17 protein-coding genes and 1 pseudogene are annotated in these 21097 nt (G+C 59.2%); 8 read left to right on the forward strand and 10 right to left on the reverse strand.

Annotation, left to right across the window (positions count from 1 at the left end):
• Window positions 1-2: 2 nt before the first annotated feature.
• Window positions 3-233, forward strand: a pseudogene (locus JFU47_RS07455) (addiction module antidote protein); the annotation flags it as partial.
• A gap of 13 nt (window positions 234-246) precedes the next feature.
• Here JFU47_RS07455 and JFU47_RS07460 read toward each other — a convergent pair.
• A complete protein-coding gene (locus JFU47_RS07460) occupies window positions 247-1059 on the reverse strand; it encodes a class I SAM-dependent methyltransferase (RefSeq protein WP_201182160.1) in 813 nt (270 codons plus the stop codon).
• A gap of 179 nt (window positions 1060-1238) precedes the next feature.
• On the opposite strand from JFU47_RS07460, the gene JFU47_RS07465 reads away from it, so the two are divergent.
• The gene (locus tag JFU47_RS07465; RefSeq protein ID WP_201182162.1) at window positions 1239-1625 is read left to right on the forward strand and encodes a hypothetical protein; all 387 of its coding nucleotides are present in this window, start codon (window positions 1239-1241) and stop codon (window positions 1623-1625) included.
• 3 nt (window positions 1626-1628) lie between these two features.
• Here JFU47_RS07465 and JFU47_RS07470 read toward each other — a convergent pair whose 3' ends face one another.
• The 5 genes from JFU47_RS07470 to JFU47_RS07490 all read right to left on the reverse strand — a co-directional run bounded on the left by JFU47_RS07470 (window position 1629) and on the right by JFU47_RS07490 (window position 10092).
• Entirely contained in the window at window positions 1629-3059 is a 1431-nt protein-coding gene (locus tag JFU47_RS07470) for a sigma-54-dependent transcriptional regulator (RefSeq protein ID WP_123367309.1), read from the reverse strand.
• Entirely contained in the window at window positions 3034-4521 is a 1488-nt protein-coding gene (locus tag JFU47_RS07475) for a sensor histidine kinase (protein ID WP_201182164.1), read from the reverse strand. Before JFU47_RS07475 ends, JFU47_RS07470 begins: the two co-directional genes overlap by 26 nt.
• Window positions 4522-4624: 103 nt before the next feature.
• Window positions 4625-5635, reverse strand: a complete 1011-nt coding sequence (locus JFU47_RS07480) for an SCO family protein (RefSeq protein WP_201182167.1) — start codon at window positions 5633-5635, stop codon at window positions 4625-4627.
• Window positions 5636-5652: 17 nt separating this feature from the next.
• On the reverse strand, window positions 5653-8460 hold the full coding sequence (locus tag JFU47_RS07485) for a multicopper oxidase domain-containing protein (RefSeq protein ID WP_201182169.1): 2808 nt from the start codon (window positions 8458-8460) through the stop codon (window positions 5653-5655).
• Window positions 8461-8643: 183 nt separating this feature from the next.
• Window positions 8644-10092, reverse strand: a complete 1449-nt coding sequence (locus tag JFU47_RS07490; protein WP_201182171.1) for an ATP-binding protein — start codon at window positions 10090-10092, stop codon at window positions 8644-8646.
• Window positions 10093-10372: 280 nt separating this feature from the next.
• Here JFU47_RS07490 and JFU47_RS07495 point away from each other — a divergent pair, with 280 nt between their 5' ends.
• From JFU47_RS07495 to JFU47_RS07510, 4 genes are read left to right on the forward strand one after another with little or no spacing between them, the layout of a single operon-like run.
• Window positions 10373-11719, forward strand: a complete 1347-nt coding sequence (locus JFU47_RS07495) for a hypothetical protein (RefSeq protein WP_201182173.1) — start codon at window positions 10373-10375, stop codon at window positions 11717-11719.
• Between the two features lie 35 nt (window positions 11720-11754).
• Window positions 11755-13998, forward strand: coding sequence for an Ig-like domain-containing protein (locus tag JFU47_RS07500; protein WP_201182175.1), 2244 nt, complete (start codon window positions 11755-11757; stop codon window positions 13996-13998).
• A 60-nt stretch (window positions 13999-14058) separates the two neighbouring features.
• Window positions 14059-14520, forward strand: coding sequence for a curlin (locus JFU47_RS07505; RefSeq protein ID WP_201182177.1), 462 nt, complete (start codon window positions 14059-14061; stop codon window positions 14518-14520).
• A 27-nt stretch (window positions 14521-14547) separates the two neighbouring features.
• Window positions 14548-15927 (forward strand): curlin, encoded by a 1380-nt coding sequence (locus JFU47_RS07510; protein ID WP_201182179.1) that lies wholly within the window; start codon window positions 14548-14550, stop codon window positions 15925-15927.
• A 63-nt stretch (window positions 15928-15990) separates the two neighbouring features.
• Here JFU47_RS07510 and JFU47_RS07515 read toward each other — a convergent pair whose 3' ends face one another.
• Window positions 15991-16356, reverse strand: a complete 366-nt coding sequence (locus JFU47_RS07515) for a DUF6124 family protein (protein ID WP_201182181.1) — start codon at window positions 16354-16356, stop codon at window positions 15991-15993.
• Between the two features lie 742 nt (window positions 16357-17098).
• Here JFU47_RS07515 and JFU47_RS07520 point away from each other — a divergent pair.
• Both JFU47_RS07520 and JFU47_RS07525 read left to right on the forward strand, forming a co-directional pair.
• Window positions 17099-18442: a hypothetical protein gene (locus tag JFU47_RS07520; RefSeq protein ID WP_201182183.1), complete on the forward strand. Its 1344-nt coding sequence runs from the start codon at window positions 17099-17101 to the stop codon at window positions 18440-18442.
• Window positions 18435-18821, forward strand: a complete 387-nt coding sequence (locus JFU47_RS07525) for a hypothetical protein (RefSeq protein WP_201182185.1) — start codon at window positions 18435-18437, stop codon at window positions 18819-18821. Before JFU47_RS07520 ends, JFU47_RS07525 begins: the two co-directional genes overlap by 8 nt.
• 552 nt (window positions 18822-19373) lie before the next feature.
• Here JFU47_RS07525 and JFU47_RS07530 read toward each other — a convergent pair.
• The 3 genes from JFU47_RS07530 to csgE are packed head-to-tail and all read right to left on the reverse strand — an operon-like array spanning window position 19374 to window position 21095.
• Entirely contained in the window at window positions 19374-20240 is an 867-nt protein-coding gene (locus JFU47_RS07530) for a CsgG/HfaB family protein (protein ID WP_201182187.1), read from the reverse strand.
• Window positions 20241-20271: 31 nt separating this feature from the next.
• Window positions 20272-20706, reverse strand: coding sequence for a curli assembly protein CsgF (locus JFU47_RS07535; RefSeq protein ID WP_201182189.1), 435 nt, complete (start codon window positions 20704-20706; stop codon window positions 20272-20274).
• On the reverse strand, window positions 20703-21095 hold the full coding sequence (gene csgE / locus JFU47_RS07540) for a curli production assembly/transport protein CsgE (protein ID WP_123367323.1): 393 nt from the start codon (window positions 21093-21095) through the stop codon (window positions 20703-20705). The genes JFU47_RS07535 and csgE overlap by 4 nt, the downstream gene beginning before the upstream one ends.
• Between the last annotated feature and the right edge of the window lie 2 nt (window positions 21096-21097).

Below are 21097 nucleotides of genomic sequence, written 5' to 3' on the forward strand. Positions count from 1 at the left end.
TAGTGCTCGCAGACGGCGACAACGAAGAGTTTCTTCGCGCTATCGGCTACGTGGTGAAAGCGCGTGGAATGACACAAATAGCCAAGGATTCGGGTATGGGCCGCGAAAGCCTGTACAAGGCCTTCGCACCAGGTGCAAAACCACGTTTCGATACGGTTTTAAAGGTCATTCACGCCCTTGGCATTGATCTCTGCGCGCAGCCGGGTCATTCGGTCAATCACTCAACGCTCTAAGAGACTCTTCTGACTAGACTGCTCGCTTCTGTGCAACCAACGTAAAACACAACGGCAGCTGCGCCGTTTGCTGTTCATACCGATCATAGAGCTCCTCGCGGTTGGAATGCGGGTACTCCTTGAAGTGGCTGATCTGCAATCCGGCGTCGATGGCGCCGGTGAAGATGGCGCCCAGGGTGTGGACGAACCAGTAGGACGAAGCGGCCTGCTGGTCGACTTTGCCTTCGTAGACGATCGGCTGGTCCTGCACGAAAGGTTCGCTGCGAAAGTATGAGCTGTCCGGCCGATACGGATCGGCGGACTCGGGGTCGAACATTTCGAGGAAGGGGTGGGTTTCGTACACCACCAGACTGCCACCCGGCTTGAGGGTTTGTGCGACATGTCGGAAGAATTCGCCGATGTCCGGCATCCAGTTCAATACGCCGATGGTTATCAGGGCTACGTCGAAGCGGCCATGAAGTTCAGTCGGCAAGTGATGAATGTCTGCCTCGATGAACTCAGGCGCATGGGGCGAGCGTGACGCCAGTTCCCGCGCCTGATCGAGGAAAGCCTCGGACTGGTCGACGCCCACGACGCTGCGCGCACCCAGCGCAAACAACGACAGGCATTCGCGGCCGTTATTGCAACCCAGTTGCACCACGTCTTTGCCGTCGACACCGACCTGCTCCAGCAAACCTCGGAGGGTGTCGTCCATGCAGCAAAAATCCCTATCACCAACGGCCGTCAAACGGGCCCGCCATTCGGGGGTGTCTTTGTGGTGTCGGGCGGAGTCATTCCAGGCATCGCGGTTGCTGGCGATGGCTTTTTCTTTTGTCGGCAGTTCCATTGCGCGCTCCAGACTGGGGTCTTTGTTGACCGGCACGAGTCTAGATCAGGGTTTCGAAAAACCCCATGGCGTCTTTGTTCAAATCTTGTAATCCAGGCATCGCGAACGCGCGCCCGTACGGCAGCTATAGTTAATGACCTTGGGGAGATGCGGGAAAAGCCGATTTCACAGGTGCTGCCATGAAAAAAACCGATCTGACGCTACTGTTCGCCCTCTGCCTGATGACCACGACAGGGGCTCACGCCGACGACAACCTGACACCCACTACCGACTACAGCAGTGAGTTCAACTATTACGGGGCCGACCAACCCTTCGCTCACCCCGTGCCACCGTCACTGAGCACGGTGCCGCCAGGGTCGTACATCCCGACAGCGCCTCAGGACTTCATCCCCATTTCGAGCCAGCATGAGTTCTACGACTCAAGATTGCCGACGGTAGCGGATGCCACTGTTCGAGTGTTCATCCGCTCCTACGATCAGCAACGCGGTGTCTACGTGAACGAAGAAGTCCTCGACCCTACGTGTCTGCTCGAGTGCCTCAGCCGTCGGGGCCCCTTGATGCAATAAGGGCTACCACTGGCGTTTGTCCGGGCGTGCGAGGCCGAGTTTTTCGATCCGGTAACGCAGCATGTCGCGGCTCAGGCCCAGCAGTCGTGCGGACTTGGTGACGTTCCAGTCGGTCTTGTCGAGCATCTTGCGCACCATGTCGCGCTCCACTTCCGGCAGGTTCATGGACTCGGTGCCGTTGTAGGCCGGACGCGGTTCGTAGTGTTGCGGTTCTTGCTGGAACACCAGCGGCTCATCCACCAGGCTCAGGCACACGTTCAATTGATGGGCGGCGATGGTGTCGCTCTGGGCCAGCAACACGGTTTGCTCAAGCATGTTGCGCAACTCGCGCACGTTGCCCGGCCAGCTGTAGCTGAGCAGCAATTCCTCGGCCTGATCGCTGAAATGCAGGTTCGGTTTGCCATAGCGTTTGCCGTGGATCGCCAGGAAGTGTCGCGCCAGCAGCAGGATGTCTGCGCCACGGGCATACAGGCGCGGCACCTTGATCGAGATGATGCGCAAACGGAAGAACAGGTCGCGGCGGAACTTGCCCTGCTGGACCATTTGTTCGAGGTTGCAGTTGGTCGCACTGATCACCCGCAGATCGACTTTGCGCTCCTTCACCGAGCCGACCCGGCGGATGGTCCGGTCCTCCAGCAGCTTCAGCAGTTTGGCTTGCAGCAACAAGTCCATCTCGCCGACTTCATCGAGAAACAAGGTCCCGCCATCGGCCGCTTCCACCAGCCCGACGCGGCGGTCCTTGGCGTCGGTGAAGGCGCCCTTCTCGTGGCCGAACAGCTCCGACTCCACCAGGTTGGAAGGAATCGAGGCGCAGTTGAATTCAATGAACGGGCCTTTGGCGCGCGGACCGTCGAAGTGCAACGCACGGGCCACCAGTTCCTTGCCGGTGCCGGTCTCGCCTTCCACCAACACCGGTGGCAGATCGGTATTGGCCATGCGCCGCTCAGCGTCGAGCAACTGGCCAATGGTGTTTTTCAGGTACTGCATCGGTGCCGATTCGCCGATCAATGCCTGCACCCCTGACTTCTGCGCTTCGCGCTCCTGATAGAACGACAGTGTGCGTTCCATTCGATCGGTGGCCAGGGCTTTGTCCAGCAGCAGCTTGAGCTCCGGCAAGGCCACCGGTTTGGTGACGTAATGGAAAGCGCCCTCCTTCATCGCCACCACGGCGTCTTCGACGTTGCCGTAGCCAGTCATCATGATCACTTTCAGATCCGGCGCGCTGATGCGCAGCTTCTGGATCAGGTCGTGACCGCTCATGCCCGGCAGCGAGTTATCGGTCAGCACCACGTCAGGGACGAATGTGCTCAATTGCTCTAGTGCATCCTCAGCCGAGTGGCAGACCGTTACCTCGAAGTCTTTGCGCTCCAGGTAGGTCTGAATATTCTCGGCGAGGAGTTCATCATCCTCAACCAGCAGAATGCTGTGCTCCATAGTCCCCTCCCGTTGCCACTTTAAAATTGAGACAAACGCGGGTTCCTTCCTGCTCTCGGCTGGTCAATTCGACCGAGCCTTCGAAACGCTCCATTATTCTTTTGACCAGGGCCAGGCCCACGCCCAACCCTCCTTGTTTGGTGGTGAAAAACGGCTTGAAGGCCATTTGTTGCTGCTGTTTGGTCATGCCCTTGCCGGTGTCGCTCAACGTCATGCGCACATGCCCGGGCTGCGGCGTTTCGATATCGATACTCAACACGCCGCCCTTGGGCATGGCTTCCAGGGCATTGGCAAACAGGCTATTAAGAATCTGCGTGAGCAGCACCTGTTGGCTGACAACCGGCGGACAACTGCGAGGCGTGAAACGCACCTCAACGCTGGAGCGTTTAATCAGCGCGTCAAATGCACTCAACGTGTCGTCGATGACCAGCATCAGGTCTACCGTTTCGTAGTCGTCGTTCATGGGTCGCAATGACACCAGCAACTCCCGAACCCAGCGCGACATGCGATCGACCTGACTGATGATGTCGCCGATGTTCTTCTGCGCGCTCTGGCTGGCGATTTCCTGAGCCAGTTCGGCGCTGGAACGAATGTTGGCCAACGGATTGCGCAAGCTGTGAGCCACCGCGGAGGACATCTCTCCCAGCGCGACGAAGGTCTCGTTGCTGATCAGTTGTTTCTGCTGGCTCTGCAGCAGCGTGGCCGCGCGCCGCACAATCCAGAACAACCCAAGGTAGATGGCCAGACCGCCGAGCCCGGTTGCCAGCCAGATCAACCTGAAGCCGCGCTGGATGCGCTCCACCAGGTCCACGGGTTCCTTGTAGATTTCCACCATGGCGATCACTTTGCTTTTGTCGGCATTGAACATCGGGATGTAGTTCTCGATGAACAGGTATTCCGGTTCACGCAGCAGTTGCTGCTCGGGACGTTCCTCATCGACTTCGTGGTAGCTGGTGGACACGGGTTCCTTCATTTCAAAGGATTCGTCTAGCTCCTCATCACCTTCGACGCGCATGCCAATCATTTGTGGGTTGGTCGACCAGACCACGGAGCGGTCCAGGGCGTACACCACCGCCAACAGCGTGTCCGGCAGGTGTTCGACATGATCGAGAAACTCTATGCGGGCAGCGGCACGGGACGCTGGATCTACGTCGGGATAGGCATTGTCATCGCGCGGATCGAGCATTTCGCCCATGGTTCTTGTCAGGGTGATGCCGGCATGGCGAATTTCCGCATCACCAATGGCCTGAATGAACTGCGCAGTCAGCAGGGAATCACGCTCGATGCTCTCATCGACGACGAAGCGCGTGGACACATAGCCCAACCCCAGCGCCACGGCGGCGATGATGAAAAAGCTGCCGAGGGAAAACCAGCGCAGCAAATTGAACTGTCCTCGCCAGCCCTTGGTTTTTGCTGCCGACATAGCCGACGCAGGTGTTTTTTGTCGTCCTGGTATATGCATAGGACCTTCCCGGATGCCTTGCATCTAGCCTTTTCAGCCGCGTTTCGGATCAGTGTAGGTGGCATTGATCGAGACTGACGGCCCCAATGATAGTATTTCGCCGCTACTGCGTTTGCGCGGCCTGCAGCGGTTGCTGACGATCGGTTTCTTCCTGCAAAAAACCCACGATGGACTGCGCCGCGTTCTCATCCAGGCGCAGATTGGGCATGGGAATTTTGTCAAAACGTTCAAACAGTTCCGTCGCGATCGGGTCTTTTTCCGCCAGCATGCGGTCCGGCTCGCGAATCCAGCGACTCAGCCAGGCCGGATCACGCTGACGAGTGACGCCGATCAGGTCCGGGCCGATGCTGCGCATGCCGATGCCCTGCCCGTCCATCGGACCCAGGCTATGGCACGACGCGCAACGGGTGCGAAACAGTTCTTCGCCGTTGCTCGGCGGACGAATCTCGGGCGCATTCGCGTAGCTTTCTTCAACGCTGGGCTGCTTCCAGTTCTGCAGCGTGTTGGCCAACTGATCGGCCAGAATCCACGGATTTTCGAAAGGTGAAGCTTTCATCCAGCGGCCCGTGGCCTGGTTGCCGACGATCAGACTGAGGTTGTGGTCCTTGTTGCGGCCGTTGTCGACGCCTTCGATAAATAAGCCAAGTTTTTTTCGCAGATCGGTGACGTCGGCAAATTCCCCGGTGAGGAACTTCCAGCCAGGCCCGACCTTGAAGCGTTGTGCGTAGGCCTTGAGTACTTCGGGTGTATCGCTCAAGGGGTCAATGCTGATGGAGTAAAAAAAAATGTCCTGGCCGACCCGGTCCCCCAGCAACTTCTGCACCTGACGCAGGCGCGCGGTTTCCAGCGGGCAGGAGTCGCTGCACGAAGTAAATATGAAATTGATCACCACCACCTTGTCCCTGATCAAATCATCGAAGAAACGCACCTGCCGACCGTCCTGATCGGTCAGCAAGGTGTTGGGGAAGTAATCGCCGCCCCAGGGTGTCGCCGACGCCGTCGACGACAGTGCTCCTTCATGGGCTACCAGCACCTGACTGGCCAGGAGACAGGTGACCAACATCAAAATCAGGTGCATGCCCAGGGCGCGGGAGCGCGGCGTATGCATTTTCATGTCGGCTCCCTCGCGTTTCATGGTTTGACCACCACTTTGGGGCCGGAGCCGTCGCCAGTGCGGAAGGTTGGCAGCGCGGCGGAGTTCACGTAACGCACACCATCCCAACTTGGCAGCGGTGTCGGCATCAGCTGGAATTGCCCGGGTTTCTCAATGTCCCAGCGCAGCAGCATCGAGTTGTCCTCATGCTGAGTGTTGTGACAGTGCTCCATGTACGTCCCGGCGAACTCGCGGAAGTTGATCGCCATTTCGACGTTGTCCAGGCCATCCTTTTCAGTGCCGATGCGGTACACGTCCTTGCGTGCCCATTTTTCCCATTCCGGTGGCGCCTTGCCGCCGCGACTGAGGATGATCCCCTCCTCGAAGTGCACATGCACCGGGTGGCTCCAGCCCGCGCCGCCGAGCTTGATGTTCCACACTTCCAGGGTGCCGAAACCGGCGACACCGGCATCGGTGGGGCCATTGGCCAGTTGGGTCGCGGTGTTCAAACGCCGTGGGTCCATGTGAAAACCGAAACCGCCATCCGTCTTGACCGTCCACGGTGCTTCATCGGTGCCATCGGAACGGCCGAAGGTGAAGGTGCGGTGACGGGCGTTGGCCAGCAGCGCCTTGTCGGCGGCATTGTCGCGGTGAATCTTCAGCGGGATCATCACCAAGCCTTCGGCTTTGCCCGGTTTGGCCGGTTCATAAGCAGCCGGGTCCATGGCCAGGTCCTGGCCGGTGTACGCCTTGACGTTGAATTGCAACACCTTGCCTACCACCGGATCACCGTCCTCCCACTTCGGCCCCTTGCTGGTTTGCTTGATGACGGCCTTGTACTTCTCGGACAGCACGTCAGCAAGGGAGACGGGTTCTTTCGGGCCCTTGCCGTCTTCGTGCACCAGCAGGTTGACGAAGAACAGCTTATCGCCCGGTTTGATCCCGTTTTTCGCGAAGTTGACGATGATATCGAAACGCTCGGCGATGCCCATGGTTGGCAGGATCGCGTTGTGGTTCTGTTTATCGCCGTCGGCATCCAGGTCCATGCTGCCGTCGAACGGCACGCTGTGTTCCATGATGTTGCCGTCGTTGGCAATCATGTGGAACGGCACCCGGGCATACGACACGCCCGACCCGGCAGGCCCTTGGAACTCGCCGCTGGTGCCCTTGATCTCGCGCACCAGCGCCAGTTTGAAGTAGCGGGACACTGAGCCATTGAGCATGCGGAACCGATAGCTGCGGGCGCGCACATCCAGGGTCGGTTTCCACTGCCAGTTGACCAGCACCTGATCACCGAGGAAGCCGTCGGTATTGAACGGGTTGAACCACAGTTGACCGTTTTTATCCCACGCCTTGTCGGCAAACAGCAGGTTGACGTCGTAGTCGCGGTTACCCCAGGGCAAGGCGCTGCCACTCGGAAAGCGCAGGTTGACGCCGTCATTCACCGATTCATTGCCGCGGTCCAGGGCGCTGTAGTAGTTCATCATTGCCGCGTTGCCCTTGTAGACGTTCTGCGCGGTGAAATCGAGCATGTGGTCGTGGAACCAGTGGGTGCTCATGGTTTCGCGCCAGTCGCCGCGAATCTTGATCGTGCCGTTGTTGCAGGTCTTGCGGCTGGGGGTGAGGTCATTGGTCCACAGGGTTTCGCCCGGCGCGCACGGAAACGCTGCACGCGGGTCTTCAGCCTTGGTGTTGATGCTGTCGTAGCCGGCCAACTGGACCGGCCAGCGATAGTCGTAAAATTGCCCCGGGAAGAAAAACGCATTGGCATAACCGTCGCTTTCCGCCGGTGCGTGACCGTTGTGTTCGTGGGTGGTGATGGTGTGCAAACCGAACCCCATGTTCGCCGACGGGTCGATCGGCAAGCCGTTGTAATGGCGCATCAACACGGGTTGCCCGTAACGCACCATGAGCAATTTGGGCGGCAAGGTGCCGTCGAAGGTCCACACCGAGTTGTGATTCTGCACCGGCATTTTCGGGTGGAAACGCGGATCGACGCCCTTGGCGGTGCCATCGGTCACCGGTACGCCAGCCACGTTGTGATAGAGGCCGCCTGGGCCAAACTCGCCCAAGGCATAGCCGTGCATCTGACGACTATCACGCGAACCGGTATTCAACCGTGCGCCGGTTTGCACGGTCTTGTAGGCCATTTGCGGGTAAAACTCGTTCCAGCGCTGGTGCGACCAGCCTTTTCCTGGCGGACGGCCTTCAGCCGAGGAGCCGATACGGCGGTTGAGGAAAAATTCTATCTGCTTCTGCCACGGGTTACGGTCGACCACGTTGGAGTACTGGCTGGGGAACGGCGTCAGCCCCGGTTGACGCAGGAACGCATCAAGAGCAGCGCTGGGCGGCGCACTGCGGGCCGCACTGGTGGGGTCCTGTTGTGGCAACGGGCCGATGGCTGCCGGTGGAAAACCCAACGGCGCCGCCGGTGTGGTGGGGTCGAGTTTTTCCGGGCCGAATTCTTCGAACAACACCAGCTGCTGAGTGAACGGCTGAGCGCCATACAGTGGGCTCGGCTTGCCGTTGGTGGGGTAATTGAAACTGGTCTGCACCGCCGGCGGCAGGATGTTTTCCACCCGCGTGGTGTCTTTGCTGCCTTTGACGCCACCGGGTAAATCGAAGGAATCCTTGTTGGCCTCGGGCATGGTCAAAATGGCGTTCAACGCCGCGGCTTTGTCAGCCGGTTCATCGTAGTAAGCCGAGGGGTCGGACGGTTCTGGCTGTCGCTCGTCATCGATGGGGCTGGCACGTAGAGTCGCTGTGCCCAGCGTCATAGACAGAAGGACGCTTACACGCGTCAGGAGGCCGAACCATTTGAAGGGGTACCGCGCGTTTCTGTCCATTACCAGCCGCCTCGAAGTCGTGAAGGGGTAATGGGGCTTCTGCAAGGACCTCGCCAAATTTGTAACGACTTTTTACGAAAGAATTAAGACCTACAAAACAATGGCTTATCAACATCAATTTGCCATGACCGGGGAAACGACTGGGGAATGACACCCGCTAACGGGGAAAGTTCACACCCGTTTTCAGGGGACCAATTTGAACGACAGACGGACACTCGTGCCCTCGCCTTCACGGCTTTCCAGGGTCACCGCACCACCAAACCGCTCCATGATCCGCTTGACCAGCACCAGCCCGACACCCAGCCCACCTTGTTTGGTGGTGAAAAACGGCCGGAAGGCCATGCTGCGCTGTTCTTCGTTCATGCCTTTGCCGGTGTCGCTCACCACCACGCTGAGGCCATCTGAATCCATCGGCTCCAACGTGATGGTCAACGTGCCGCCCTTGTCCATGGCTTCCAGTGCATTGGCCAGCAAACTGTTGAGGATCTGCGTCAACTGCACCTGCTGGCTCAGGACCATGGGCGTCAGCTTCGGGTCGAAGACCACGTGGACCGAGGCTTTGGCGATTTGATGCTCGAAGGCCATCAGGCTGTCATGCAGCGCCGCCACCAGATTTACAGGCTCGGCGTCATCGTTGAGCGGACGCAAGGATTGCAGCAGCTCCCTCACCCACTTCGACATGCGGTCCACTTGGCCGATGATGTCATTGATGTTCTTGTGGGCCGGGCCGCTGTCGAATTCCAGCGCCAGTTCGGCGCTTGAACGGATGGTCGCCAGCGGATTACGCAAACTGTGGGCGACCGCCGACGACATCTCGCCCAGGGCGACAAAGGTTTCGTTGGTGATCAGTTGCTTTTGTTGCGCCGTCAGCAAAATGGCCGCCCGGCGCACGATCCAGTACAGCCCCAGGTAAATCATGCCGCCGCCCAGCGCAGTGGCCAGCCAGATCAGCACCAGGCCACGCTCCATGCGGCTGATCAGGTCCTTGGGTTCCTTGTAGATCTCGACCATCGCCGTGACGTTCTTGCCGTCGGCATCGAACAGCGGAATGTAGTTCTCGATGAAGATGTATTCCGGGGGCGTCACGAACTTCTGTTCCATGCGGCTCTTGTCCACATTGTGATAGCTGGCCGACACAGGAATTCTGGAAGCAAAGGCTTGCTCCAGGTCTTCGTCGGCGTGGATCCTGGTGCCCATCAATGCCGGGTTGGTCGACCAGATCACCATGCGATCGGGGGCATAGACGTTGGCCAGGATCACGTCCGGCAAGTGCGCGATATGGTCGAGGAATTCGCCCCGGGCATTGGCACGGGCCAACGGGTCGACGTCGGGAAAGTCCTTGTCTTTGCGCGGATCGAGCAACTCGCCCATGGTCCGCACGTGAGGAATCGACACATGGCGCACCTCGGCCGAGGCAATCGCCTGAATGAACTGGGACGTCAACAACGCATCGCGCTGTACGCTTTCGGTAATCACAAACCGGGTGGACACCGACCCCAATGCCACCGCCACCGTGCCAATCACCGCCAGGCTGATGAGCGAAAACCAGCGCAGTAAATTGAACGGCTGCTTGCGCGAGCTCAGGCGAATATCACCCCCCTCGGCATGGAGTGTTTGAGTAGGCATGTCCATGGACGTGTTCCCGACGATTCCCCTATAGGGTTATAGCCCACTCATGGTCGTTTGCCCGACGTTGGGTCTCGTCCCCCACTTCTTCCTTATCCCCATCTACCCCCAATCCTGGGGACAGTGGCCCGCGCCCAAAAAACGCGCTCCGATGCCGTTTGTGAGTGACACGCCCGTGATCCGGGCCTCTGCCGACCGTTTTCGCCGGTTGGTATGGAAGTTGCCGAACCCCTCCCAACTGACCCGTCTCCATGGGGCAGGCATTCCGATATAGAGGGCTTAACTCATGCACCCTTTACTGTCCAAAACCGCGGCCGCCCTGGTCGTTAGCGCACTGGCCCAAAGCGTCGCCCAGGCGGCGCTGTTTGCCGTCGACCCCGGCCCCTACGTGCCAGCCAACGGCTCGTTCGCCGCCTGGTATCAGGACACTCATGGTCGAACCCTCGAGCTTTGCCTGTCCAAGGCTGTCAGTTCGCGAGTGCCCAGCGCACCGGGAGCACCGACATACATGTGCAACTTGCTACCGGCCCCCGGGATCTTCGATGACACGCAACCGCTCGTCTTCCCGACCAACTTCCCCGATGAGGCATTCTGGTTCACTGGCGACGGCACCATCGTCGACGCAGCCCGAGGTATCGACCTGACTTATGTCAGCGCCGTTGAAGCCGCCTTCAGCGGTGGCGACCCAGTGGAAGGTGACCAGATCAGCTTCGCCCGCATACGCATACGTATCGATGTACCGACCGCGGGCACCTATGTCATTACCCACCCCTATGGCGTCGATGTCTTCAACGTCGACACCCCCGGGCGTCGGGCGATCAACATGACCCGGGACATTGGCATCGGCGTGCCGAAGACCTACGACGGCGCGCTCAAAGGTGACGTTGGACCGTTCCTGCGCAGCGTCAATGGCCCCTACACCGAGACCAATCCGGTCACCGGCTCAGCCGAGCAATTCGTTGGCGACCCGAACCTGGTGGAAGCCTTCACCGGCAGCCCTTTCAATACCAACTACATCCGTATTGAAGGACCCAACGGGCTGGATTTGCGCACTACGGTGATGGCCATCTCCGGCAAGTTGTCGACCGTGGTCCGCCCGACGCCAATGATCACCCAGCGCAGCACCTACTCGCGTAAACCCGGCGCCAGCGCTCCGGTGGCTCAGCAAGACGTGTTCGTCCTGGCCCCGCCGCCACCGGCCAAAGTGACTCTGGACAGCAACAACCCAGTGTTGAACCTTACCGAGGCCAACACCACCGGTAACTGGTACGCGCAGTCTTCTGCCAACCCGAGCTTGCCGAGCACTTTGCAAGTGACCGCCGACAACCACCTGGCCATCGCCAGCAGCACGCCGACCACCTTACCCATGCCCCTGACTGACCTGGTGGTGATTTCACGTGCCGAGTACAGCCTCAGCACCGGGCAAATAACGGTCGTGGCCTCGACCAGCGACGAAACTTCGCCTCCGGTGCTCACTGCCACCTCGGGCACCGGTGTCGCCATCGGCGCCCTCAGTGGCGATGGTGCAGTTAAATCCCTGGCCACCGGCATCTCGCCGATACCACCGGCCAAGGTTCGAGTGACGTCATCCAATGGCGGCAGCGACACCGAAGAAGTGGTCATCGTGCAATGAACGCTCACATGCCCAGATCCTCATCAGGAGGCATCATGAACAATTGGCCACGCCTGGCGCTTAACGCCCTGGGACTGACTCTATCGCTGTCCGGCAGTGCTTTCGCGCAACTCGCTGCCGTCGACCCCGGTCCTTATACCTTTGCCTCCGGGAAATTCCCGATCTGGTATCAAGACAACAATCTGCTGTCGATGGAACTGTGCCAGTCCCGAGCCGCCAGTTCGCGGGTGCCGGCTGCCACGCCACCGGCCTACATGTGTACCCTGCTGCCGACACCGGGCATTTTCGACGACACCCTGCCGATGGTGTTCCCGGATAACTGGCCAGACGAAGCCTTCTGGTTCCTCGCCGAGACCACCATTCCCAACAACGCCGCTGGCTATGGAATGGACGCCTACGTGGCCGGGATAGAAGCAGCTTTTGCCGGCGGGAATCCGCAAGACGGCGATCAAATCAGCTTTGCGCGGATTCGTATGCGGATCAATGTGCCCGTCGCCGGGACCTACACCATTACTCACCCTTATGGCGTGGAAACGGTCAACGTCACCACCCCCGGTCGTCGCGCAATCAACATCACCAGAGACATCGGCGTCGGTGTGCCGGGAGTTTTCAACGGGGCATTGAACGGTGCTATCGGACCCTTCCTGCGCAGCGTCAACGGCCCCTACACCGAAGTGAACCCGGACACCGGCGCGATCGAAACCTTCGTCGGCGACCCGAACCTCACCGAACAAGTCACCGGCAGCCCCAACAACACCAACTTTGTGCGCATCCAGGGCCCGGCCGGGACGATCCAGAGCAACCTGTTCACACTGGCCGGCAAAGTCCTCGACAATCGTGCGCAAACCCATATAGACCTTAGCCGTGCAACCTACCGCCGCACCGCCTCGGGCACCGGTACCAGCACCCGGGTCGAAGTCTTTGGCAAAGCGGACAACAGCTCTACCTTGTGCTTCCGCGAAACCGTCGCCCTTGTGCCAGGCCCACCGCCTACACCCTGCCTGATCAACATGGTGGGTGACGGTACCGGGTTGTACTTCGGTCAGCGTCTGTTCAGCGGCCCCGTGCCTCCGGTGGTGGTGCTCACCGCCACCAACCCGGCCGGCACCACTCGCCCTACAGCGGTCTCGAGCAAGCTCGTTGACCTGGTGAAAATCCAGACCGCTCACTACAACTGGAGCAATCACAGCCTGCTGATCGAGGCCACGTCCACTGACGAAGTGGCGGTGCCAGACATGGTCGCGCAGGGTTACGGGCGTCTGGCGAAAACCGGCACCCTGCAAAAAATCACCGTCGCCGATCTGCCCCAGCCACCCGCAACTGTCACGGTCAAATCCGCCGCCGGCGGCAGTGACACCGAGGCTGTCGTCGTGGTTGGTTCTGCACCGGATACCGGTGAGAACCAGGCGCCACTGTCCGTGGCCGACACCGGCAGCACCAGCTTCGGCGTGCCGATCACCCTCAACCTGCTGGCCAACGACAGCGACCCGGACGGCAACACGCCGCTGAGCATCACCGCACTGACCCAACCGGCCGCAGGCCAAGGCACCGTGGCGTTGAGCGGCACGACTGCGGTGGTCTACACCCCGCCCGCCGTGGTCACTGTGCCGTTAACCACGACCTTCACCTACAAGGCTCAAGACGTCAAAGGCCTGGCCTCGACCGCTGCGGCGACCGTGACCATTACCGTTGCGCCTAACCGGCCTCCGGTGGCAGTCGCCGACAGCATCGCGACCCTGGGCGTGGCGGTTCCGATCAACGTGTTGGCTAATGACACCGATCCGGAAGGCAACGTGCCTTTGGCTGTCGCCAGCCTGACCCAGCCTGCAGCCGGTCGTGGCACGGTCAGCAGTAACGGCACGGTGATCACCTACACCCCACCGGCCACGGTCACGACGGCCTTCACGACGACCTTCACCTACATCGCCCGGGACAGCTTCGGCGCCCTGTCGACACCGGCCACGGTCACCGTGCAAGTCTCGCCAAGGCCTGCTGCGGAAACCTTCACGGTGACCACGGCTACGGTGTCGGCTCGCTCCAACAACCGCTTCACCTGGGACTTTGCAGGGACTTCATCGGTGGTCACCGGCAACACCATCACCATCAGGGTCTCCACCCCGACCGGGCTGGCAACCCTGGGCACCACCACGGTACCAGTGACCGGTCGCTGGAGGCTGACGGTGAACAACACCACTGCGGTGATTCCGTCGGCGAACCCGACAGCCACCATCACCTCGTCCCAAGGCACCGTGCGCACGGTGTCCGTGATCTCCAACTGAGCCCTCGCCCCATCAACTGCAGTGGTTGATGGGGCAGGTCTTTTGGCAAAGGACAACGCCATGAAAACGCCGACCGCCGCCCTGCTCTGCCTGCTTCTGCTTTGCAGCAGTGCGGGTGTGTGGGCCGACGATTTGATGGAGAACGACGACCTGGCACCCAGCGCCGACCTCGGCGAGTTACCACCACCGATTGGCCAGCAAGCGCTGATCGATCAGAACGGTCAGGCCAACGTTGCGCTGCTGCAACAGAACGGCCAGTCGCTGCTCGGTCGCATCGTCCAGTCGGGCAGTAATCAGGAAGCCTACATCCTGCAACAAGGCAGCGACCTGATGGCAATGATCACTCAGCAAGGTTCCGGCAACGCCGCCTCGATCACCCAGACCGGCAGCCACAACCGCGCGCAGATTTCCCAGAACGGCAACAACAACGACGCCAGCATCGACCAGGCCGGTGCGGGGCTTTCGAGCGCCGTGACCCAGTCCGGAAACGGCATGAGCGTTTCGGTCAAACAATACCGCTAAAGCACTGCACCACTTGGAGGTTTCATCATGTTCAAACTGACGCCCCTCACCGCCGCCATCCTGGTCCTAGTCAGTGCCCAGGCGATGGCCGACGACAGCGTTTCCACCCAGGACCAGGTTGGCACCGCCAACATCGCCGACGTGAAACAGACCGCGGCCCCATTCAGTACCGCCACCCAACAACAACTCGGCGAAGGCAACGACGCCGCAGCGGTGCAAGACAACGCCACCGGCACCATCAGCCAGGATCAACTCGGCGACTTCAACGCCGGTTACGCCGAGCAATTGTTCGAAAACGGCAGCACCATCACCCAGCAACAGGTCGGCAGCACCAACACCAGCCACGCCAGCCAGTCGATAGGCGTGGGCGGCAACGAAGCGCTGCAGCAACAGCAAGGCAGCGGCAACTTCTCGTTCATTTATCAGGACACTCAGGAAGGCACCTCCGGTCAAACCTTCCAGTTTGGTGACAGCAACGAGGCCAATATCGAACAGATCCAACTGGGCACTGCCAACAACGCAGTGATCATCCAGTACGGCACCGCCAACTACGCCACCGCCGAACAGATCGCCCACATGGGCGGCCAGATCAATCTCAACCAGTCGGGCGAAGGCAACTACGCCTATGGCGACCAGCGCGATGGCAACGGCGGCACCGTGACCATCAACCAGTTCGGCGACTTCAACGGCGCCGAAGTCTGGCAAGGCGGGCAAACCGCCAGCGAGGCCACCGTCAACCAGTACGGGCAAACCAACGAAACCGTGGTCGACCAAAGCTTCGGCGAAAACAACGTCGCCCAGGTGCTGCAAGTCGGCGACCTCAACGCGATTTATGCAGACCAGTTCGAATCCGTCGGTTCGACCCTGGCGCTGTACCAACAAGGCACCAACAACGTGCACTTCACCTACCAGAATGGCGACAGCCATGTGCTGAACGCCACCTCCGTGGGTAGCGGTAACAAGGTCTACGCCAGCGACTGGAAAGGCCCGGAAAAGGGTGGCCAGTTCGGCAGCAACCAACGTGCAACCGTCAACCAGAACGGCACCAACAACACCGCCAACTTCACCCAGAACGGCATCGGCCACCTCATGACCACCAACCAGACCGGTACCGGCAACAAAACCACCGTCAAACAGGCTGAAAACTACAACGAGCTGTACTTCGACCAGAACGGCAGCGACAACATCCTCATCGCCGACCAGCGCGGCACCGCCAACCTGGCCCAGGGCAGCAGCAACGGTATCGGCAACACCACCGACTTCACCCAGTCCGGCACCATGAACGTGGCCTTCGTCACCCAGGGCGGCACCGGCAACATTGCCACTGTCAATCAGAGTGGCATGAGCCAGACTGCGACGGTGCAACAGTTGGGCAGCGACAACCGGGCGACTGTGCTGCAGCAATAACCGCAAGGCGTAAAAAAACCGCGGGCCGTGGAGGGTCGCGGTTTTTTTGTCCGTCCCGATCAGCTACGTGGGTGAGTCTTGCGGATCGATGTTATCCAACGCCCGATTCACCGCCAGGTCGGCCAGCATGATGACCTGCTGGATACCCAATAACATGCTGCGCTGTGGCCCCTCCAGAAACACCGCGAAATCAGTGGCCATGACACTCGCCGAAGCCAACGATTCACAGGCGTGGGCCAACAGGCTTTCGGTGTCGATGTCCGGGGCGATGACGAACATCGTCCTGATCTTGCGTTCGGGCGTGTCTTTTTGGGGATTGAGGTAATGGTCGAGGGCGCGGTCGGCGGCTTCGTGGAGTCTTTTTGAATCGGGTGACGCGTAGGGGGAAACGGTGTCGGTTTCTGGGGGATTGGGTGTGGGTTTGAACATGGGGAAGCTCCGTTATACCTGATGGAACCACCAGCACCTGTCGCTAAACAAGTAAGGGTGGCGGCTGTACGCAGGTTAGCGAACCGAGAGGTATAAGACCCGGCAGACCCGAGGGTCTCCCGCGCACAGCCACCATATCGAAACTGCGGACATAACATCGCCTGCAATAAAGACGGGTGCATTGTTGCACTTATACCTGGTCGGGTCGCTAAACCCGATCGCTGAATTGGCAGCGATGGGGAAACGATAAAGACCAGGACCAAGGCGCACAAGCCGGCGGATTCTGGCGTAGTTGTAGGCAACGGCGCAAGGCGGTGTAGCTTTCAGGAAGTAACGTTAAACACTCTTAAACACCCCCCTCAAATCAGTACATATCCCCTGTGGGAGCGAGCCTGCTCGCGATGGCATTGGGTCAGCCGAAATCAATGCTGAATGACACACCGCCATCGCGAGCAGGCTCGCTCCCACAGTTGGACGGTATACATCTGAGGGAAATTGGTCGGCTATCAGGCCGCCTTCTCGAGCAAGCCCGCACTGTTTTGAACACGACGCCGATCAACTGTGGGAGCGTAGCTTGCCCGCGATTGGCCCTGTCATTCAGCCAATAACCTACTGACACACCACCCTCCCCCAAACACCGAGAAAAATTCGGACTTCCCCTACAAGCCAAACCGAATCCCCCGGCATCCACCATTGAGCCCTATCGCCAAAGTGCCCCGTTTCCAAGGACCGGGCACAAAGCGTGACCAAACTCATCCCCCAACACCCACTCGCCGGCCAGAGCGGCCAGGTACTCGACAGCCATCAAGCTGCCGACGCTCTTCGTCAGGCCCTGAACTACCCGTACGACTTGCAAGGCTTCGACGACCTGCTGAATGCCGTGGGCGCCAATCACTCCAACTACATGCAGGCCGCCCACCAGCAAAAACTGATCAACGCCGTGAGCAACGGTGATTGGGTAATGGTCACGCCTCGCGCGAATCCAGATAACGGTGGCGCTTCATGGAACGGTTTCAAACCCAAGCCCGAACCACCACCGGCGCAACATCTGGTTGAAGATCACGCCTTCACTCTGCCCAAACCGGCGGAGTCTGGATTTCACATTGTTGAAAAGCCCATGAGCCTAGAGTCGCTGGAACGCTCACTGTACGAGCGCTCACCAAGCGATGCATTACTACGAGAATTTCGTTCAATCAATCGCCATCTCGGAGAAAGGGTGAAACCGGGGCAAATGGTGATTTTCAGCGATTCACGGCATTACATGTGCCGGCGTGAAGAGGCACAGATGATGATCGCTGCCGAGAAGGTCAACGAGGCGCTCAAGGATCTGAGTGATGAAGAGGCTTCGTTTATGGTTGAACACCATGAAGTGATTGAGCCGTTTTTGGAGGTGTCTGCGGGGTCGCTAGGGGTGGCGTCATTCATGATTGGGCAGCATCTGGAGAGTCTTAAAAACAATCTGAAAAATCTGGAAGAGCTGCATCAGCAGCAATACCGACAGTACGGTCACCTGAACTCCACGGAATTTTTTGCCAAGCGCAAACGCATCATGGCGAATCTGGATGCCGGGCTGGGACCGCTGGTGCGTAAAGGCACCGGAATGGCTGATCATCCAAAGCTCAAACGAGCGCTGGGGTTGTCCACTCGACGAACAATTCACCGCTGGGATAAGGCCGGGGCACCGATGCAGCTTCCGGGCTATGCCACAAATATTGATGGAGTGGCCCGAGCGGCAAAATATATGCAAGCCGGTGGTTATGTCGGCATTGGCTTGGCGACTGCAGCCGCCAGCATGCGGATCAATGAAGTTTGTCGGGCAGGAGCTGATGAGCCCTGTCGGAAGGTGAAATATATCGAAGGAGCAAAACTGGCGGGCAACGTTGGTGGGGCTGCCATTGCAACGACCTACACAGCACCGATAACGATGGAGTATTGCGCAGGTGTGGCGTTGAAAACGCGCGGTATCGGTGGAGTGATTTGCGTCTTGGTCATAAGCGGTGCGGCAGCGTCGGCAGGTGGAAACGCAGGTTCAAAAGCCGTCGAATCAGCGGCTGAAGTCTTATATGAAGCTACTGTCCATGATTGAAATAAAATTGCTTTACGCCGCGATCGTGATTGCGTTGTTCTTTTTGATGGCTCTCAACCTGGCGGTGATGGTTTATGTAAGCTTTTTCAAACTCAACGAAATGGAGTCTCACCTCACTCACTGCTACCTCATTCAGGTTAACAACAAGGGGGGGAATGGCTTGTACAGTCGCAGGCATCGGCTCAACTTGATCACCGCCATAATCCGCAAACGCCCCTCTAGGCTCTTGCTGGATGATCCCCTTGCACTGGAAGACATACAGCGTTTTCCTTTGCACCTGCGGCGCTGGATAGAAATTCCGTATCGAATCAATGCATGTTCTGTCTTCGGCATATTTGTTCTCTGGGGATGGACTGAATACCTCGGATTGGTGAAGTAAATGAGGCAATGTTGAATTACGGTGATTCGGTAGTTTTAGTCACCGCCTTCGCTTGCTAGCTCTGCTCCTACAATCGAGTACGGCACCCAGCCGCACTCACGACTCCACCACTCAACAGGCCGAGCGTTAGCTCGCCTGCAGCTCTTGATCTTGATCCACCCGCCCCTTCGGGAGGCTGAGTGGAGGTGTTCATCTGGGGGGTAGGCGCGCAGCGCCGTTCGACGAAGTCGAACACATCGAGAGGAGGTCGAAGCGAAGCCGACCGGAGGCGATGCCCCCAGATGAATGCCGGAGCGAAGGCACGCCGAGCCTAGGCGAGGGGCCGGACGCTGGGGCGAAGCCTTTTGGTTCCTTTTTGGCGTTTGAAAAAGGGACTCGCTGTAAGAGCGAAACCATTAGCGGCCGTTGCCGCAGGAATGGATATGTATACCTGAAAGAAATAGGTCGGCTGTCAGGCCGCCATCGCAGCGATGCGGCGACCCGACAAGCCAGCTCCCACAGTTGGACTGGGTACATCTGAGGGAGACTGGTCGGCTATAAGGCCGCCTCGGTTCACTCTTGCTCACCCTCAGGAACAACCTTGTTCTGAGTCAAATAGCGGTCAAGCGTCGCATTATTGTCAGGCGAAGAACTATCCCCCGCCACCTGCCACAAGCGCCGCTCAATCCCCTGCGCCAGCAAATGCCCAACAGCCGACTCGATCGCCGACAACACACACAACTGCGCCGGCTCGTTCGTGGTGTACCCAACCTCAGCCTCAAGCAACTTCTTGAACTCGATAAACTTGAACACCCCGGCACTGCGCCCGACAGAGTAAATCGTCTTGCTGGTCATCACATTGGCCAACACCTGCCCGCTACGAACATCCACCGCCCGAAGGTTCACCGACACCTGATCCACCCGATACTCCCGGGAAATATCGATGCCCAGATACCGCGCCCCTTCCCCGCCGCTACGCACGTTAGTGTCGTAGGCGATGATCCCGCCTTCAAGCATCAAATTGGCCGCCTGCAACGGTGGCAATTCACCCTGGATATTCACCGGCGTATTCGGTTTCTTCTGCGAGGCGCGAATGATCTTGCGCTCGGTCAACAGGTTCTGCAGCCCCTCACGTTCCAGCACCACAAACCAGCCACTGGCCTGCAGCGCATCCATCAACATGCTCGCCGCACCCTGGGTCACGCTGGTGGAAAACGAACTGGCCGGGGTCGGTTTGTACTGCCCCGTCTGATCCCGGAAGCCATACACCACCGCCATCAACCGGCCCTTGGGTCGTGGCATGTTCAGCAAGTCGTAATAGGTCGATGCCCGAGGGGTCAGGGTCGGTGATTCGGTGTCCTGCTCGGCCCCCATCGGCTCGCGTAAACTGCACCCTTGCAATGCCGCCAACATCAGCCCTAGCGCTATTATTTTTTTCATGTCCTTAACTCCCCATCGACCCAAATCCCCGTCAAGGGGCCAGGCCATTCACCTGGATTTCGGAAACTTCACCGGTCGCTCGGTCGGTCACTTCAATAGTCAGTGCGCCGGAGTCGTCGATGACGTTCACAACAAAAGCGTCAGTGGTCAGGCTCCCGGCATTGCCCGCGGAGATGTTGTCCATCAACTGCCCTAGCAGCCGTGATTGCAGCTGACTGGTGAAGCGCTCCAGGGCCGATGTGCCGGCCGCGCTGGTACGGTTCTTCAAGTCAGGGTCGTCGTAATCGTTTTGCGCCTGGGCGTTATTGAGCAACCAGGTTCCGTTCAACGGGTTGCCGCCGAACGACGGGTTGACGGGCGTGTAGACCAGCTCCGTGGCCTGGACCAGCCCACAGCTGCCTGCCCCTGTAAACCAGAGACCTAATAACCACATGCCTCTGCGTTTCGAGAAAGTTCCAGTGTTCATAGTTCGTCCCTCTCAAGGTCGGTGGTGTCCTGCAACAAGGTTTCCAGCCTGCGCTGGACGATCTGCACGCGGACCAGGTCGGCAGCCTCATAGGCCTCGTCCTTCAACTCCACGGTGTTCGGCGGCAGGAAGCGCCGGTAAACCAATCGTTGCTGATATTCCACGGTCACCAGGCTGCCCCAGCGGGCCGAAGGTCGTTCACGCACCACCAGGTTGAAGTCCATCGGACTGGTGGCACGCAGGCGTTCACTGAACGAGTAGTAAAAGTCGTGGCCGATGTGCGAGATCGTGTCGTCGACGATAAAACCCATCATTTCGTCTTCTTCGGCGGCGGATACGAAGGACGTCATCAGCATCAGGACCAGCGCCGGTAACCAGTGTCTGTTCATGG

The sequence above is a fragment of the Pseudomonas sp. TH39(2020) genome (assembly GCF_016650715.1).
GTDB lineage: Bacteria > Pseudomonadota > Gammaproteobacteria > Pseudomonadales > Pseudomonadaceae > Aquipseudomonas > Aquipseudomonas mandelii_C.